Source organism: Hydrogenophaga palleronii NBRC 102513 (assembly GCF_001571225.1).
Classification (GTDB): domain Bacteria; phylum Pseudomonadota; class Gammaproteobacteria; order Burkholderiales; family Burkholderiaceae_C; genus Hydrogenophaga; species Hydrogenophaga palleronii.
Map to the genome: position 1 here is coordinate 153,926 of NZ_BCTJ01000001.1, position 16,940 is coordinate 170,865.

General features: G+C 67.4%; 16 protein-coding genes and 2 tRNA genes. 14 read left to right on the forward strand and 4 right to left on the reverse strand.

The annotated features are described in order from the left end of the window. The first annotated feature begins 1 nt into the window (after position 1). The 7 genes from purD to HPA01S_RS00785 are packed head-to-tail and all read left to right on the forward strand — an operon-like array spanning position 2 to position 6,362. Positions 2-1,279 carry a phosphoribosylamine--glycine ligase gene (gene purD / locus HPA01S_RS00755; protein ID WP_066265402.1) on the forward strand — a complete coding sequence of 426 codons (1,278 nt, stop codon included), beginning with the start codon at positions 2-4 and terminating at the stop codon, positions 1,277-1,279. Next, the gene (hemF, locus tag HPA01S_RS00760) at positions 1,246-2,199 is read left to right on the forward strand and encodes an oxygen-dependent coproporphyrinogen oxidase (protein WP_066265404.1); all 954 of its coding nucleotides are present in this window, start codon (positions 1,246-1,248) and stop codon (positions 2,197-2,199) included. Before purD ends, hemF begins: the two co-directional genes overlap by 34 nt. After that, the gene (gene nadD / locus HPA01S_RS00765) at positions 2,199-2,846 is read left to right on the forward strand and encodes a nicotinate (nicotinamide) nucleotide adenylyltransferase (RefSeq protein WP_066265407.1); all 648 of its coding nucleotides are present in this window, start codon (positions 2,199-2,201) and stop codon (positions 2,844-2,846) included. The genes hemF and nadD overlap by 1 nt, the downstream gene beginning before the upstream one ends. Beyond that, positions 2,843-3,649, forward strand: coding sequence for a ribosome silencing factor (rsfS, locus tag HPA01S_RS00770; protein ID WP_066265409.1), 807 nt, complete (start codon positions 2,843-2,845; stop codon positions 3,647-3,649). The genes nadD and rsfS overlap by 4 nt, the downstream gene beginning before the upstream one ends. Beyond that, complete coding sequence (gene rlmH, locus HPA01S_RS00775; protein ID WP_066265412.1) at positions 3,646-4,113, forward strand: 23S rRNA (pseudouridine(1915)-N(3))-methyltransferase RlmH; 468 nt, start codon at positions 3,646-3,648, stop codon at positions 4,111-4,113. Before rsfS ends, rlmH begins: the two co-directional genes overlap by 4 nt. Before the next feature lie 43 nt (positions 4,114-4,156). Continuing rightward, a complete protein-coding gene (locus tag HPA01S_RS00780; protein WP_066266157.1) occupies positions 4,157-4,777 on the forward strand; it encodes a Maf family protein in 621 nt (206 codons plus the stop codon). 31 nt (positions 4,778-4,808) lie between these two features. Further along, a complete protein-coding gene (locus HPA01S_RS00785; RefSeq protein ID WP_066265415.1) occupies positions 4,809-6,362 on the forward strand; it encodes an Rne/Rng family ribonuclease in 1,554 nt (517 codons plus the stop codon). A gap of 158 nt (positions 6,363-6,520) precedes the next feature. Here the strand turns inward: HPA01S_RS00785 and msbA are convergent, their stop codons facing one another. Then, positions 6,521-8,326, reverse strand: a complete 1,806-nt coding sequence (gene msbA / locus HPA01S_RS00790) for a lipid A export permease/ATP-binding protein MsbA (RefSeq protein ID WP_066265416.1) — start codon at positions 8,324-8,326, stop codon at positions 6,521-6,523. A 198-nt stretch (positions 8,327-8,524) separates the two neighbouring features. Here msbA and tolB point away from each other — a divergent pair, with 198 nt between their 5' ends. From tolB to HPA01S_RS00825, 7 genes are all read left to right on the forward strand, one after another. After that, positions 8,525-9,841, forward strand: coding sequence for a Tol-Pal system beta propeller repeat protein TolB (gene tolB / locus HPA01S_RS00795; protein ID WP_066265419.1), 1,317 nt, complete (start codon positions 8,525-8,527; stop codon positions 9,839-9,841). Between the two features lie 82 nt (positions 9,842-9,923). Next, on the forward strand, positions 9,924-10,505 hold the full coding sequence (gene pal / locus HPA01S_RS00800; RefSeq protein WP_066265422.1) for a peptidoglycan-associated lipoprotein Pal: 582 nt from the start codon (positions 9,924-9,926) through the stop codon (positions 10,503-10,505). Between the two features lie 5 nt (positions 10,506-10,510). Then, positions 10,511-11,293, forward strand: coding sequence for a tol-pal system protein YbgF (gene ybgF / locus HPA01S_RS00805; RefSeq protein ID WP_066266159.1), 783 nt, complete (start codon positions 10,511-10,513; stop codon positions 11,291-11,293). Between the two features lie 72 nt (positions 11,294-11,365). After that, positions 11,366-12,478 (forward strand): YeeE/YedE family protein, encoded by a 1,113-nt coding sequence (locus HPA01S_RS00810; protein WP_066266161.1) that lies wholly within the window; start codon positions 11,366-11,368, stop codon positions 12,476-12,478. Beyond that, the gene (locus HPA01S_RS00815) at positions 12,475-13,305 is read left to right on the forward strand and encodes a tRNA threonylcarbamoyladenosine dehydratase (RefSeq protein WP_084360371.1); all 831 of its coding nucleotides are present in this window, start codon (positions 12,475-12,477) and stop codon (positions 13,303-13,305) included. The genes HPA01S_RS00810 and HPA01S_RS00815 overlap by 4 nt, the downstream gene beginning before the upstream one ends. A gap of 74 nt (positions 13,306-13,379) precedes the next feature. Continuing rightward, a tRNA-Lys gene (locus tag HPA01S_RS00820) sits at positions 13,380-13,455 on the forward strand. 54 nt (positions 13,456-13,509) lie between these two features. Continuing rightward, positions 13,510-13,585 (forward strand) — tRNA-Lys (locus HPA01S_RS00825). Between the two features lie 88 nt (positions 13,586-13,673). Here HPA01S_RS00825 and HPA01S_RS00830 read toward each other — a convergent pair. From HPA01S_RS00830 to prmB, 3 genes are all read right to left on the reverse strand, one after another. Beyond that, positions 13,674-13,922 carry a GlsB/YeaQ/YmgE family stress response membrane protein gene (locus HPA01S_RS00830; protein WP_066265425.1) on the reverse strand — a complete coding sequence of 83 codons (249 nt, stop codon included), beginning with the start codon at positions 13,920-13,922 and terminating at the stop codon, positions 13,674-13,676. Positions 13,923-14,012: 90 nt separating this feature from the next. Beyond that, complete coding sequence (locus tag HPA01S_RS00835; RefSeq protein WP_066265427.1) at positions 14,013-16,025, reverse strand: ABC-F family ATP-binding cassette domain-containing protein; 2,013 nt, start codon at positions 16,023-16,025, stop codon at positions 14,013-14,015. Further along, positions 16,022-16,930 carry a 50S ribosomal protein L3 N(5)-glutamine methyltransferase gene (gene prmB / locus HPA01S_RS00840; protein ID WP_066265432.1) on the reverse strand — a complete coding sequence of 303 codons (909 nt, stop codon included), beginning with the start codon at positions 16,928-16,930 and terminating at the stop codon, positions 16,022-16,024. The genes HPA01S_RS00835 and prmB overlap by 4 nt, the downstream gene beginning before the upstream one ends. Positions 16,931-16,940 lie beyond the last annotated feature (10 nt).

Here is a 16,940-nt window from a genome sequence, read left to right on the forward strand (position 1 = left end):
GATGAAAGTACTCGTGATTGGCGGCGGTGGCCGCGAGCATGCGCTGGCCTGGAAGCTGGCCCAGGCCGACGGTGTGGAGCAGGTGTTTGTGGCCCCGGGCAATGCCGGCACCGCGCGCGACCCGCAGCTGAGCAACCTGGACATCACCGACAAGGCTGCGCTGCGCGCCTGGGCGCAAGGGCAGGGCATCGCGCTCACGGTGGTCGGGCCTGAAGCGCCGCTGGCTGCCGGCGTGGTGGACGAGTTCCGCGCCCACGGCCTGGCCATCTTTGGCCCCACCCAGGCCGCCGCCCAGCTGGAGAGCTCCAAGGCTTTCTCCAAGGCCTTCATGCAGCGCCACGGCATCCCGACCGCGAAATACCAGGCCTTCACCGATCCGGTGGCGGCCCACGCCTACGTGGACGCGCAGGGCGCGCCCATCGTGGTCAAGGCCGACGGCCTGGCCGCCGGCAAGGGCGTGGTGGTGGCCATGTCCGCGGCCGAAGCGCACGAAGCGATCGACTTCATGCTGCTCGACAACACCCTGGGTGTGGCGCACAACGAAGGCGGTGCGCGCGTCGTGATCGAAGAATTCCTGAGTGGCGAAGAAGCCAGCTTCATCGTGCTGTGCGACGGCGAGCACGCGCTGGCCCTGGCCACCAGCCAGGACCACAAACGACTGCTCGACGCCGACCAGGGCCCCAACACCGGTGGCATGGGCGCGTACTCGCCCGCGCCGGTGGTCACGCCCGCGGTGCACGAGCGCGCCATGAACGAGGTCATCCTGCCCACGTTGCGTGGCATGAAGGCCGACGGTATTCCCTACACCGGCTTCCTGTACGCCGGGCTGATGATCACGCCCGACGGCCAGGTCAAGACGCTGGAATTCAACTGCCGCATGGGCGACCCCGAGACCCAGCCCATCACCATGCGCCTGCGCAGCAACCTGGCGCAGGTGCTGCTCGCCGCCACGCGCGGCGAGCTCGACCGCGTGACGCTGGACTGGGACCCGCGCGTGGCGCTGGGCGTGGTGCTGGCCGCCGCCGGTTACCCGCTGAGCCCGCGCAAGGGCGACGCCATCAGCGGCCTGCCGGCCGACGAGGCCGACCGCATGGTCTTCCACGCCGGCACCAGCAGCGGCGCGGCCGACACGGTGCAGGTGTCGGGCGGGCGCGTGTTGTGCGTGACGGCGCTGGCGGACTCCGTCGCCGAGGCGCGCAAGCGCGCCTACGAGGTGGTGGACGCCATCCATTTCGATGGCGTGCAATGCCGCCGCGACATCGGCTACCGCGCGCTGTGAACCCGCAGCACACCCCCACGGCCCTGGTCCGTGAGTACCTGGTCGACCTGCAGGACCGCATCGTGTCCACCGTGGCGCTGGTCGATGGCGGCAGCTTCGTAGTGGACCGCTGGACCAAGGCCGCGGGCGAACCGCTGCAAGGCAGCGGCATCACGCAGATCCTGGAGGACGGTGCCGTGTTCGAGCGCGCCGGCTGCGGTTTCTCGCACGTGACCGGCCCGCGCCTGCCGCCTTCGGCCACGCAGCACCGGCCCGAGCTGGCCGGCGCCGCCTTCGAGGCCATGGGCGTGTCGCTGGTGTTCCACCCGCGCAACCCCTACGTGCCCACGGTGCACATGAACGTGCGCATGATCGCCGCCACGCCCGCAGGCGGCGAGCCGGTGTGCTGGTTCGGTGGCGGCATGGACCTCACGCCGTACTACGGTTTTGAAGAAGATGCGGTGCACTTCCACCGCTCGGCGAAAAACGCGCTCGACCCCTTTGGGGTCGACAAGTACCCGCGCTTCAAGACCTGGTGCGACGACTACTTCGTGCTCAAGCACCGCGACGAACAACGCGGCATCGGCGGCGTGTTCTTCGACGACTTCTCCGAACTGGGCTTCGACGGCAGCTTTGCCATGCTGAGTTCGGTGGGCGACGCGTTCCTCGATGCCTACCTGCCGATCGTGGACCGGCGCAAGAACATGCCCTACGGCGAGCGCGAGCGCAGCTTCCAGCTGTACCGGCGCGGCCGTTACGTCGAGTTCAACCTGGTCTGGGACCGCGGCACCCACTTCGGCCTGCAGTCGGGTGGGCGCACAGAGTCCATCCTGCTGTCCATGCCGCCGCTGGTGAGCTGGGCCTACAACCGCAAGACCAAGAGCGGCACACCGGAAGACCGGTTGTACAAGGACTTCCTGGTGCGCAAGGACTGGGTCTGATGGCCGACCAGCCGGCACCCCTGCGCCGCATCGGCATGTTCGGCGGCGCGTTCGACCCGCCGCACTGGGCGCACCGCGACCTGGCGAAGACCGCGCTCACGCAGCTGAATCTCGACGTGCTGCACGTGCTGCCGACCGGCCACGCCTGGCACAAGTCGCGCGTGCTGTCGCCGCCGCAAGACCGTGCCGCCATGTGCGAACTCGCCTTTGGCGACCTGCCCAGGGTGAAGCTCGACGAACGCGAAATTCACCGCGAAGGCCCGAGCTACACCGCCGACACCTTGCGTGAGCTGCAGGCCGAATACCCCGGCGCACAACTGTTCCTGGTGCTCGGCGCCGACCAGCTGCTGGCTTTCAAGAGCTGGGTGCGCTGGCAGGAGGTGCTGGAGCTGGCTACGCTGGCGGTGGCCAACCGCGCCACCAACATCGGTGCGGACGCCCCGCTGGACACTACCAGTGAGACCGACCTGTCGGGCGTCGGCCTGCCTTTCGAGCTGCTTCAGATGCCTCTGAAGAACATCAGCGCCACCGCCGTGCGCGCCCGCGTGGGCCAGACCGCAGCCAGTGCCCACGCACTGGATGTTCTGGTGCCCGAGGCCGTCGCAGGCTATATTTCACAACACAACCTCTACCAGCCCCCTACATGACCAGCGAAACCACTGCCAAAAAAGACATCCAGAGACTCCAGCGCGCCATCGTCGATGGCCTCGAGGACGTCAAGGGTCAGGACATCGTGGTTTTCAACACCGAGCACCTCTCACCCCTGTTCGAGCGGGTCATCGTCGCCAGCGGCACCTCCAACCGCCAGACCAAGGCGCTGGCCTCCAGCGTGCGCGACGCGGTGCGCGAGGCGGGCTTTGACAAGCCCCGCATCGAAGGCGAAGAAAACGGCGAATGGATCATCGTCGACTGCGGCGCCGCCGTGGCGCACGTGATGCAACCGGTGATCCGCCAGTACTACCGCCTCGAAGAAATCTGGGGCGCCAAGCCCGTGCGCCTCAAGCACGGTGCAGACAAACCTGCCGCGGCCGAAGCCAAACCGGCGGCCAGGAAGACCAGCCGCAAGAAGCCGGCCGAGAGCGTGGCCGCCCAGCCCGCGAAGTCGGTGGCGCGCAAGGCCGCCAAGTCTGCCAAGGCGTCGCAGGCCGCTGCACCGGCCAAGACCGCAACCAAGTCTGCCGCCAAGGCCCCGGTGAAGACCGCTGCCACCAAGTCTGCTGCGAGCAAAACCGCCGCCGGCAAGACCGCCGCCGGCAAGACCGCGGCGCGCAAGACCCCGGCCGCCGCACCGAAGACCGCGCTGCAGAAGCTGGTGGTCAAACCGCGCAGCGCCACCAAGCCGGGCGCGAAGACCGCGGCCAAGCCTGCCGCCAAGAGCGCCGCCGCCAAACCGGCGCTCAAGACACCGGTGCGCAAGACCGCCAAAACTGCCGCCGCCAAGAAGGCATGAGGCTGCTGATCGTCGCGGTCGGGCAGCGTGTGCCCGACTGGGCCCAGACCGCCTACGACGATTACGCCAAACGCTTCCCACCCGAACTGCGGGTGGAACTCAAAGCCGTCAAGACCGAACCGCGCGCCTCCAAGACCCTGGAGACGCTGTTGGCGGCCGAGCGCGAGCGCATCGAGGCCGCGATTCCGCGCGGCAGCCGCGTGGTCGCGCTCGACGAACGCGGCACCACGCTGACCACCAAGGCACTGGCCCAGCAGTTGCAGCACTGGCAGCTTGAAGGCGACGATGTGGCCCTGGTGATCGGTGGCCCCGATGGCCTTGACCCGGCCTTTCGAGCCGCGGCACACCAGCGCATCCGCCTGTCCGACCTGACCTTGCCACACGCCATGGTGCGGGTGCTGCTGATCGAGCAGCTCTATCGCGCCTGGTCGGTCAACGCGAACCACCCCTACCACCGCGAATGAGGGCGCGTTGCTCTCCTGCGCGCGCCAGACCCCACACCGTTCCATGACCGACTTCATCTACCTGGCCTCGCAGAGCCCGCGCCGCAAGCAGTTGCTCGAGCAATGGGGCGTGCGCTGCGAAACCCTGTTGCCCGACGCGTCGGAAGACGCCGAGGCACTGGAGGTCGTGCACCCGGGCGAAGCGCCCGCCGCCTATGTGCAGCGCGTCACCGGGCTCAAGCTGCAGGCCTCGCTGGAGCGCCGGCAACGGCGCGGCTTGCCGCCCGCGCCCGTGTTGTGCGCCGACACCACGGTGGCGCTGGGCCGGCGCATCCTGGGCAAACCCGCCGATGCCGCCGAAGCCCGCCGCATGCTGGCCGAACTCTCCGGCCAGCGCCACCGTGTGCTGACCGCGGTGGCAGTGGGACGGCCGGCGGCGCGTGGTGCGCCGCGCCAGTGGGCGGCCCTGTCCACATCCTGGGTCACGTTTGCTGCGCTGAGCGCGGCGCAGATCCGCCGCTACGTCGAGAGCGGCGAGCCCATGGGCAAGGCCGGTGCCTACGGCATCCAGGGTCGCGCGGGGCTCTGGGTGAGCCACATCAGCGGCAGTTATTCGGGCATCATGGGTTTGCCCGCGCACGAGACGGCGCAGGTGCTGCACGCGGCGGGCGTGCCGCTGATCTGAACCCCAACCACACGCCACCGAGAAGGGCCCCATGAGCCAGGACATTCTGATCAATTGGTCGCCGCAGGAAACGCGCGTGGCGGTGGTGGAGCAGGGCGCCGTGCAGGAGGTGCACCTGGAGCGCACGCTGGAGCGCGGCCTGGTCGGCAACATCTACCTCGGCAAGGTCTCGCGCGTGCTGCCCGGCATGCAGTCGGCCTTCATCGACATCGGCCTGGACCGCGCAGCATTCCTGCACGTGGCCGACCTGATGCCCAACATCGCCGCCAAACACGCCACGCCCCGCGCCCCGGTGCCACCGCCGCCGGCCGCGCCGCAGACCGACACACCCGGCGCCAACGGCGCCACCAAGCTGCTGGCACCCAACCCGGTGCTGCCGATCGAACGCCAGATCTTCGAAGGCCAGGCGCTGATGGTGCAGGTGTTGAAGGACCCGATTGGCACCAAGGGTGCGCGGCTCACTGCGCAGATCAGCATCGCCGGGCGCTTGCTGGTGTTCCTGCCGCAGGACAACCACATCGGCGTGTCGCAGAAGATTCCGCCGGCCCAGCGCGAATCGCTGCGCCAGCGCCTCGTGCGCCTGACCGCCACGGCCGATGGCAGCCCGGCCGGTGGCTTCATCCTGCGCACCAACGCCGAGGATGCGAGCGACGAGGAACTGGTGGAAGACACCGCCTACCTGCGCAAAACCTGGCTGCGCATCAAGGAAGCCGCCACGCGCCAGCCGCCGGCCACGCTGCTGCACGAAGACCTGAACCTGATGCAACGCGTGCTGCGCGACCTGGTGGGCGTGGACACGCAGTCGATCCGCATCGACTCGCGCGAGCAGCACGGCCTGCTGGCCGGCTTTGCCGCCGAATTCATGCCCGACACAGTGGCCAAGCTGCAGCACTACAGCGGTGAGCGGCCGATTTTTGACCTCTTCAACGTCGACGAGGACATCGTGCGCGCGCTCAGTCGCCGGGTGGACCTGAAGTCGGGCGGCTATCTGGTGATCGACCAGACCGAGGCCCTGACCACGGTGGACGTGAACACCGGTGGTTTCGTCGGGGCACGCAATTTCGACGACACAGTGTTCCGCACCAACCTGGAGGCGGCGCAGGCGATTGCGCGCCAGCTGCGCCTGCGCAACCTGGGTGGCATCGTGATCGTGGACTTCATCGACATGGTGCGCGACGACCATCGGGAGGCGGTGCTCACCGAGTTCCGCAAGCAGCTCGCGCGCGACCGCGTGAAAACCATGACGGGCGGTTTCTCGCAGCTCGGCCTCGTGGAAATGACGCGCAAGCGCACGCGCGAGTCGCTGGCCCACATGCTCAGCGAGGCCTGCGAGGCCTGCGGTGGCCGGGGTGTGGTGAAGACCGCGCGCAGCGTGTGTTACGACATCCTGCGCGAAATCCTGCGCGAGGCGCGCGCCTTCAACCCGCGTGAGTTCCGCGTGGTCGGTTCGCCCAAGGTCATCGAGCTGTTCCTCGACGAGGAACGCGCCCATCTGGCGGGCCTGTCGGACTTCATCGGCAAACCGATCTCCCTGCAGAGCGAGAGCTCGATGACGCAGGAGCAGTACGACATAGTGCTTTTGTAGCCTCCCGCGCTGCCTGCAGCGTCACCCCCCAAGGGGGCGCACCTGGCGGCCCGGCGGAGCCGGTTCCACGGGTGCTCTGGACAAGTCGCTTCGCGCTGGAAAGACCGACGGGTACGCCTCGCGCGGCCCGCCATGCGGCAGAGAGGCGTCCTCGACGCTTACTCGCTCTCGGGCCGAAAGCTCTGCGCGTGCAGCCGGGCGTACAGGCCGTCGGCCTGCAGCAGCTCGCGGTGCGTGCCCTGTTCGCGGATGCGACCGTCGGCCAGCACCACCACGCGGTCTGCGTGTTCAATCGTCGAGAGCCGGTGCGCGATCACCAGGGTGGTCCGGCCCTTCATGAGCCGGGACAGCGCATCCTGCACCAGGCGTTCGGACTCGTTGTCCAGGGCAGAGGTGGCTTCGTCCAGGATCAGCACCGGCGCGTCCTTGTAGATCGCGCGTGCGATCGCCAGCCGCTGGCGCTGGCCGCCCGACAGTTCGGCGGCGTTGTGCCCCACGGTGCTGTGCATGCCTTGCGGCAGGCGGCCGATGAGTTCACCCAGGTTGGCCGATTCGAGTGCTGCCTGCACCCGCGCCTCGTCAATCTGGGTGTCGGCCGCGCCCAGCGCCACGTTGGCCGCCAGCGTGTCGTTGAGCATCACCACGTCCTGGCTCACCATGGCGTACTGGCGGCGCAGGCTGCGCAGTTCCCAGTCGGCCAGCGGCACGCCATCGAGCAGCACTTCGCCACGCTCGATTTCCACGAAGCGCGGCAACAGGTTCACCAGCGTGGTCTTGCCGGAGCCCGACGGGCCGACAAAGGCCACCACCTCGCCCGGGCGGATGTCCAGCGACACACCACGCAGGGCGACCAGGCTGTCGTCGTCGGTGCGCGCCGGTGCGCCGTCCTTCTCCGGGTAACGCACCCAGACGTCGCGCAGCGAGATCGAGCCACTCACGCGGTCGGCGGTGTGGCTGCCGCTGGTTTGTTCGGGGGTATTCTCGATCAGCTCCAGGCCACGCTCCAGGGCCGCCAGGCCACGCGTGATGGGTGAGGCGATTTCGGCCAGGTGCCGGATCGGCGTGATCAGCATCAGCATGGCGGTGACGAAAGCGACAAAGTTGCCCACCGTCACGCCGCTGCTGCTGCTCTGCCACAGCGCCACCGCAATGACGGCCGACAGCGCGGCCGAGGCCAGCAGCTGCGTCAGCGGCGTCATGGCGCCGGTCGCGATGGTGGACTTGAGCGCCAAGCGGCGCAGCGCCACGCTCAGCACGTCAAAGCGCTGGGTCTGCCGCTCCTGCGCGCCGTGCAGCCGCACCATGCGGTGGGCGAGGGCGTTTTCCTCCACCACATAGGCCAGCTCGTCGGTGGCCTGCTGGCTGTCGCGCGTGAGCTTGTAGAAGCGGCGCGAGAGCACGCGCATGATGAGGATCAGCCCGGGGAAAATCATCAGCACGATCAGCGTGAGCTTCCAGTTCAGGTACAGCAGGTAGCCGAGCAGGGCGACCACCGCCAGGCTGTCCTTGGTGAGCGTGAGCAGCGCCGTCACCAGCAGCTGCGAGCCGGTCTGCACCTCGTAGACCAGGGTGTTGGACAGCTTGCTCGCACTCTGCCGGGCGAACAGCGTCATCTGCGCGTCGTTGAGCTTGATGAACATGGCGCGCCGCAGGTTGAGCAGGCCCAGGCTGGCGGTGTGCGAGAGCGCGTACTGGGCCACGAAGCCGGCCAGGCCACGCACGCCGAACAGGCCCATCAGCGCCACGGGCACCATCCAGAGCGCGATGTTGCCCGAGGCAAAGCCGCGGTCCAGCAAGGTCTTGAGCAGGGCAGGGATCAACGGCTCGGTCAGCGCACCGATCAGTGTGCAAAAGGCCGCGAGCGCGATGCCGGTCTTGGCGGAACGGAAGTAGGGCCACATCCGCAGCAGGCGCTGGGTGATGGTGCCGGCCGGGGGCTGGTGCGAGGCTTTGGGTTCGGTCAAGTGCGGTTCGCTTCAGGAAATCGTGCCGATCGGCGGAACAATGCGGCGGAATAGGGATCAAGCACCGATGCGTTGCGGCTGGCGCAGGGCGGCGTGCACACATCTTGTCACGGAAGGCCCTGAACGCTCCGTTATTATCAGTTGATTGGTTACACGCGCTCCGCACGTGGCAACCCAAGGACAAACGACACACCCGAGATGCTGGATTTGAACCGAAACGACATGCTGGCCCACCTACCGAGGCGTTCCGTTCTCGGCCTGGTTTCTTCCCTCCCCCTGCTTGCCCTGTCGCTCACACCAGCGCACGCCCAGTTCCGGGTCGAGGTGGCCGGTGTCGGTCTGACCCAGTTCCCGTTCTCCGTGGTGGGTTTCCGCGGCAACGACGCCACGAGCGAAAACATCGCCGCCATCGTGCGCGCCGACCTGGAGCGCAGCGGCCAGTTCCGTTTTGTCGATCCGGCCGCTGGCGGCCTGGACGAAACCTCGCGCCCCGACCTCGGACCCTGGCGCGAACGCGGTGCCGACTCCCTGCTGACCGGCAGCGTCACGCGCCTGGCCGATGGCCGCTTCGACGTGCGCTTCCGCCTCTGGGACGTGGTGCGCGGACAAGACCTCGGCGGCCTGAGCTATCCCGTCGGTGCACAAGACCTGCGGCTCGCAGCGCACCGCGTGGCCGACCATGTGTTCGAGAAGATCACCGGCGTCAAGGGCGTCTTCTCCACGCGCATTGCCTACGTCACCAAGGCCGGCTCGCGCTACAACCTGTGGGTGGCGGACGCCGACGGCGAAAACGCCCGCGCGGCGCTCACCAGCCCCGAACCCATCATCTCGCCGAGCTGGGCGCCAGGCGGCACGCAGCTGGCCTACGTGTCCTTCGAGGCCCGCAAGCCGGTCATCTACGCGCACGACGTGGCCACCGGCAAGCGCCGCCTGCTGGCCAACTTCCGCGGATCCAACAGCGCGCCCTCGTGGTCGCCGGACGGCCGCCTGGTGGTCGCCACGCTGTCGATCTCGGGCAACGCGCAGGTCTACGTCATGGACGCCAACGGTGGCGAGCCGCGCCGCCTGAGCCAGTCGGGCAGCATCGACACCGAGCCGGTGTTCAGCCCCGATGGCAAGAGCATCTACTTCGTGAGCGACCGCGGTGGTTCACCCCAGGTCTATCGCATGAGCGCGCAGGGCGGCAACGCACAACGCCTGACCTTCACCGGCAACTACAACATCTCGCCCGCGCCGAGCCCGGACGGGCGCTGGCTGGCCTTCATCTCGCGCGTCAACGGCGCGTTCCGCCTGCATGTGATGGACCTTGCCAGCGGCACCGTGACCGCCCTGAGCGAGTCCAGTGGCGACGAGAGCCCGAGCTTCGCGGCCAACAGCCGCATGATCATCTACGCCACCCGAGACAAGGGGCAAGAGGCGCTCATGACCACCACGGTCGACGGGCGCATCAAGACCCGGCTGGCAGGTTCCCAGGGCGACATCCGCGAGCCCGAGTGGGGCCCCTTCCTCAAATAAGCGAACGGGGCGGCCCTGTGGCCACGCCCGATCACGCCACCCCGGTTTTGCACAACGCCTCTTCTTCCTAAAGGACATTTCCATGCAACACATTCACCTTTCTGCGCAACGCACCCAAACCCTGTCTGCCCGCTGGGTGCGCCTGGTCGCTGGCCTCGGTCTCGTCGCCGTGCTGGCCGCCTGCGGTTCCAGCGTGAAGCTCGACGACGTGCCGGTGGAAGACCGCACGGGCAGTGCCGCCGGTGCGGGCGGTGCCGGTGGCCAGTCGGGCGCCGTGGACCCACGTGGTGTGTCCGGCGTGGCCGTCAACGGTGCCGATGCACAGCAGCCGAACGCGCTGACCCGCATCGTCTACTTCGACTACGACAGCTTTGAAGTCAAGGGCGAGTTCGCCGCCACGCTGGAAGCCAACGCGCGTTACCTCAACGCCAACCGCAGCCGCCGCGTGAACCTGGAAGGCCACACCGACGAGCGCGGTGGCCGTGAATACAACCTGGCCCTGGGCCAGAAGCGTGCCGAAGCCGTGCGCCGTGCACTCTCGCTGCTGGGCGTGACCGACGCACAGATGGAAGCCGTGAGTTTCGGTGAAGAGAAGCCTGCCCAGGTCGGCTTCGACGAAGCCGCATTCAGCAAGAACCGCCGCGTTGAACTGACCTACCGTTGAGCACCATGGTGAACCGCGTTCGTCTCGCCACCGGTACGTTCGGCGCCAGCGCCCTGGCGCTGGCGGCCTTGTGGCCGCTGCAGGCCCACGCCTTGTTCGGCGACGACGAGGCCCGCCGGGCCATCGTCGAGCTGCGCCAGAAGGTCGATGCCGGCCAGCAGGCTTCCAACGCCGCGAACGCCGAAGCACGCGAAAGCAATGCGGCCACCCGCCGCAGCCTGCTCGAACTGTCGAACCAGATCGAACAGGTGCGCGCCGAACTGGCCCGCATGCGCGGCCAGAACGAGCAGCTCGCGCGTGAGGTGTCCGAGCTGCAGCGCCAGCAGAAGGACGTGCAGGCCGGGGTGGACGAACGTTTGCGCCAGGTCGAACCCCAGCGCATCGAGCACGACGGCCAGAGCTTCACCGTCGCGCCGAACGAAAAGCGCGACTTCGACGCCGCCATGGACCTGCTGCGCAAGTCGGAGTTCGGCCCCGCCGCGTCGGCCTACAACGCCTTCCTGCAGCGTTATCCGGCCAGTGGTTACCGTGCCTCGGTGCTGTACTGGTTGGGCAACGCGCAGTACGCCAGCAAGGCCTACAAGGAATCCGTCGAGAGCCATCGCCGCCTGGCAACCGAGTTCCCGACGCATCTGCGCACGCCCGAGGCCATGCTGGCCATGGCCAACAGCCAGATCGAACTCAAGGATGCACGCGCCTCGCGTCGCACCCTGGAGGATCTGGTGAAGGCCTACCCCAACTCCGAAGCCGCAGCTGCAGGCCGCGAACGCCTCGCCCGCCTGCGCTGACGCGCGAGGGATGGCGCAGCGCCTTGCCCCTGCCGGGGTGGGGCCTGCTGGCCGCCTCCTACAATGGCGGCCATGGACATCGCCGACTTTCAACAACTGCAGACCCAGGTGCTCTGGGCTGCCTTCGCCGTGGCCGTGGTCTTCGGCTTCATCGCCCAGCGCACGCACTTCTGCACCATGGGTGCCATCAGCGACATCGTGAATATGTCGGACTGGACCCGCATGCGCATGTGGGGCATGGCCGTCGGCGTGGCCATGGTGGGTTTTTATGGCATGGCCTGGCTGGGCTGGATCGATGGCGGCAAGTCCATCTACACCGCGGGCCGCATCATCTGGCTGTCGGCTCTGACCGGTGGTGCCGTGTTCGGCTTCGGCATGGTGCTGGCTTCGGGTTGCGGCAGCAAGACGCTGGTGCGCATCGGTGCCGGCAGCCTGAAATCGCTGGTGGTGTTTTTCGTCATGGGGCTGGCGGCCTTTGCCACCCTGCGCGGCGTGTTCGCCGTGGCGCGCGTGAACAGCGTCGACAAGATCGCCTTTGAGATTCCCGCCGGGGGTGCCGTGCCGTCCTGGATTGCCAGTGGCCTGGGCCTGGACCCGGCGCTCACCGGCCTGCTGCTGGCGCTGCTGGTGGGTGGGGCGCTGGTGTTGTGGGCCTTGCTCGGCACCGACTTCCGAAACGCCAACAACCTGTTGGGCGGGCTTGGCATCGGCCTGGCCGTGGTGGCCATGTGGTGGGTCAGCGGGCACCTGGGCTTTGTGCCCGAGCACCCCGAGACGCTGGACGCGGTGTACCTCGCGTCGAACTCCGGCCGCATGGAGTCACTGACCTTCACTGCGCCCATGGCCTACACGCTGGACTGGCTGATCTTCTTCAGCGACACCTCCAAGCTGTTGACCTTTGGCGTGGTCACGGTGGTGGGCGTGGTGGTGGGCTCGTTCGTGTGCACGCTGATGGAGCGCAACTTCCGGTGGGAAGGTTTTCGCAGCACACAAGACACCGCATTGCACATCGTCGGCGGCGCCTGCATGGGCATCGGCGGCGTGACAGCCCTAGGTTGCACCGTGGGGCAGGGCCTCTCCGGCCTGTCCACGCTCAGCCTGCTCAGCGCGATTGCCGTCACCGGCATCGTGCTGGGCGCGGTTGGCGGCTTCCGTTTTCAGATGTGGCTGCTGGACCGCGAGTGAACGCAGCCATCACCAGCGAGGTGTTTGAACGCCGCTTCGGCGGCCTGCGTCGGCTGTATGGCGTCGAGGGTGCGCAGCGCATCTTTGATGCCCATGTGGTGGTGGTCGGCATCGGTGGTGTGGGGTCGTGGGCGGTGGAAGCCCTGGCGCGCAGTGGTGTGCGGCGGCTGACGCTGGTGGATCTGGACCACGTGTCCGAGTCCAACATCAACCGCCAGATCCACGCCCTGGAACCCACGCTGGGCCAGGCCAAGGCCGAAGCCATGCGCGAGCGCATCGCCTTGTTTCACCCCGGTTGTGTGGTCGATGTGATCGACGACTTTGTCACCGCCGACAACTGGCCGGCCCTGTTCGATGCGTTGCCCGACCGGCCGGGTCTTCCGTCGGCGCTGATCGACGCCTGCGACAACGTGCGCGCCAAAACCGCGCTGGCGAACTGGGCGGTTGAACAGTCGGTGCCTTTCGTCACCGTCGGTGCCGCCGGCGGCAAGCGCCTGCCGCAAGCGGTGGAGGTGGCCGACCTGGCGGAGACCACACACGACCCCTTGCTCGCTCAACTGCGTTACCGCCTGCGCAAGCACCACCAGGGCGCACGCGCCGGCCGCATGGGCGTGAACTGCGTGTTCAGCCGCGAGGCGGTGGCGCCGCCCGATGCCTCGTGCGGCATCGATGGAGCCGATGGCTCGCTCAACTGCCACGGCTACGGGTCTGCTGTGAGCGTGACGGCCACTTTTGGCCTGTGCGCTGCGGGCTGGGTGATGAATGCGTTGGCATCCGATGCAAAAAAATCGCGAACAGTGAAAAGCCGCTTGGCAATGACGCTATAATTTGAGGCTTGGCGTAGTAGTCGAACAGACTCGAACCCGGTGCAAGCCACCGGAATTCACGCAAATTCCCTTCGGGGGCGTTAGCTCAGTTGGTAGAGCAGCGGACTCTTAATCCGTAGGTCGAGTGTTCGAGTCACTCACGCCCCACCACCGTCATCGAGTACGAGTTTGCACAGCCGTGTGGCTTTGCAAACCAGTTTTGATGGGACGTTAGCTCAGTTGGTAGAGCAGCGGACTTTTAATCCGTTTGTCACTGGTTCGACCCCAGTACGTCCTACCAAACAAAAAAAGCCCTGATCGCAAGATCAGGGCTTTTTTTCTGCGCGCTTGGCTGGCAGCAAGTGGCCGTTTAGGCCACCTCACTGCGCTCACTTCTTCTTGAAGAGGCCGTAGATCAGCAGCAGGATGATGGCGCCGATCACCGAGGCGACAAAACCGACGGGGTCGCCCGGTTGGTAAAAACCCAGTGCCGAGCCCAGATAACCCGCCACGAATGCGCCCGCCACGCCGAGCAGGGCCGTCATGATCCAGCCCATGCCGTCGTCGCCGGGCTTGATGGCCCGGGCGACGAAGCCTGCGATCAGGCCTATGAAGAGGGTGCCAAGTATCGACATCATGTTGAGGGTCCTTCCTGTTTGCGATGAGGTGTACCGGAAGCCGGCGCGCTCAGGATACTCCAACGAGGCTATCGGAACGGGTGTACCCGTTCAGGCGCCAACGGCTTCAATGGCCTCGTGCAACTCCAGCCAGCGGGCCTCCAGCGTCTCGGTTTCGTCGTTCACGGCTTTCAGGCGCCGACCGGCGTCGGCCATCTCTGCCGGGGTGGCGGGTTGGCCCATCGCGGTTTCCAGCCGGGTCTTTTCCTGCGCCAGCTGGGCCATGCGTTTTTCGGTCTGCTCCAGCTCTTTCTTCAGCGGCTTCGTCTTTTCGGCGGCCTGCTGACGGCGCTGGGCGTCGTTGCGCTTTTGTTCGGGTGAGCGGTTGGGCTCGATGGCCTTTTTCCCTGCGGCCGGTGCCGCAGCGGCGGAGCTTGCGCTGGCAGCCGGGGCCCGGTTCTGCTCGCGCTGTTCCTGGCGCTGCGCCTCGCGCGATTGTTTGGCCATGTCCAGCAGATAGCGCTGGTAGTCGTCGAGGTCGCCGTCGAACGGTTCGATGCCGCCGCGCGAGACCAGCCAGAACTCGTCGCACACGGCACGCAGCAGGGACCGGTCGTGGCTGACCAGCATGACCGTGCCTTCGAATTCGTTGAGTGCCACCGACAAGGCCTCGCGCGTGGCGAGGTCCAGGTGGTTGGTGGGTTCGTCAAGCAGCAGCAGGTTGGGGCGCTGCCAGACGATCATGCACAGCACCAGGCGCGCTTTTTCACCGCCGCTCATGCTGCCCACGGCCTGCTTGACCTGGTCGCCGGTGAAGTTGAAGTTGCCGAGGAAACTGCGCAGATCCTGCTCGCGCGTGGGCTGGCCACTCAGGCGGCCTTGTGCGGTGCAGTCGCGCACCAGCTTGATCATGTGCTCCAGCGGCGTATCGGCAGGGCGCAGCACGTCGAGTTCCTGCTGCGCGAAGTAGCCGATGTTGAGGCCCTTGCCTTCGGTGATCTGGCCGGCAATCGGCTGCAGGTCGCGTGCGATGGTCTTGACCACGGTGGACTTGCCCTGGCCGTTGGCGCCCAGGATGCCGATGCGTTGCCCGGCGAGCACCGAGCGGCTGATGTTGCGCACGATCACGGTGGGCTCGTCGCCCTCAATGGCTGGCGGGTAGCCGAAGCTCGCATCGCTCATTGCCAGCATCGGGTTGGGCAGGTTCTGCGGCTCGGTGAACTCGAACGTGAACTCGGCGTCGGCCAGCACCGGGCCGATCTTCTCCATGCGCTCCAGCGCCTTCACGCGGCTCTGCGCCTGCTTGGCCTTGCTGGCCTTGGCCTTGAAGCGGTCGATGAACTTCTGCAGGTGCGCCATCTTGTCCTGCTGGCGCGCGTAGGCGGTGGCCTGCAGCGCCATCTGCTCGGCGCGCATGTCTTCGAAGCGGCTGTAGTTGCCGCCGTAGCGCGTGAGCTGGGCCGCGTGGATGTGGATGGTGACGTCGGTCACCGCATCCAGGAATTCGCGGTCGTGGCTGATCACGAGCATGGTGCCTTCGTAGCGCTTGAGCCAGGCTTCCAGCCAGACCAGGGCGTCCAGGTCCAAGTGGTTGGTGGGTTCGTCGAGCAGCAGCAGTTCGCTCGGGCACATGAGGGCGCGCGCGAGTTGCAGGCGCATGCGCCAGCCACCCGAGAAGCTGTTGACCGGGCGTTCGAGTTCGTCGGTGCGGAAACCCAGGCCCAGGATCAGCGCCTGCGCGCGCGCCGGTGCGTCGTGCGCGCCGGCATCGTGCAGGGCCATGTAGGCATGTGCCATGCGCTCGCCATCACCGCTGTCTTCCGAGGCGGTCACTTCCTGCTGGGCCGCCAGCAGGGTGACGTCGCCTTCGATCACGAACTGCGTGGCCGACATCTCGGTTTCCGGCATGTCCTGCGCGACCTGCGCCATGCGCCACTGGGCGGGCACATAAAAGTCGCCCTTGTCTTCGTGCAGGCTGTGGTCGAGCAGGCGGAACAGGCTGGATTTGCCGGCGCCGTTGCGGCCGACCAGGCCGACTTTTTCGCCGGGGTTGATGGTGCAGGAAGCGCCATCGAGCAAGACCTTCGCACCGCGGCGAAGGACAACATTCTTCAGAGTGATCATGGGGCGGACGCCTGCGAGGAGGGCAGCAGCGTCAAAAGGGATTCAAGGGTGAGCAGCAGAACCTGGTCGTCGCCCGCGCTGGTGTCGAGCCACACGGCTTCGAGTTGGGGGAACGCGGCTTCAAAGTGGGTGCGCTCGTTGCCGATTTCGAGCACCAGCACGCCGTCGGGCCGCAGGCAGGCGGGCGCGTCGCGCAGCAGGGCGCGCACAAAGTCCATGCCGTCGCTGCTGCCGGCGGTGTTGCCGTCCAGCGCCAGGCCGGGCTCGGCCCGGTATTCGGGCGGCAGGCTGGCCATGCTCTGCGCGTTCACATAAGGCGGGTTGCACAGGATCAGGTCCCAGGGGCCGGGGCAGGCCGCAAGGCCGTCCGACTCGACCAGCTTCACGCGGTCTTGCAGGCCGTGGCGATCGACGTTGATGCGCGCCACCGCCAGGGCATCGGGCGAGATGTCCGCGCCGGTCACCTGCACCTCGGGGTAGGCCATGGCGGCCAGCACGGCGAGGCTGCCGTTGCCGGTGCACAGGTCGAGCACGTCGCGCGAGGCTTCGTCCAGCCAGGGGTCGATGGAGCCGTCGGCCAGCAGTTCGGCGATGAAGCTGCGCGGCACGATGCTGCGGCGGTCCACGTAGAACGGCACGCCCTGCAACCAGGCTTCACCGGTCAGGTAGGCCGCGGGTTCTCGGGTGTCAATGCGGCGCTGCATCAGGGCCAGCACGGCGGCTTGCTCTTCGGGTGTGATGGCGCGTTCGGCGAGCGCGTCCAGGTCGCTGTCGAGCGGCAGGCCGAGCTGCCACAGCAGCAGCCAAGCGGCTTCGTCGCGCGCATTGTTGGTGCCGTGCCCGTACGCGAGTTGCGCGGCCTCCAGGCGTTGGCCGGCGTCGGCGAGCAGTTGTTGCAGGTTCACGGGGAAAGGG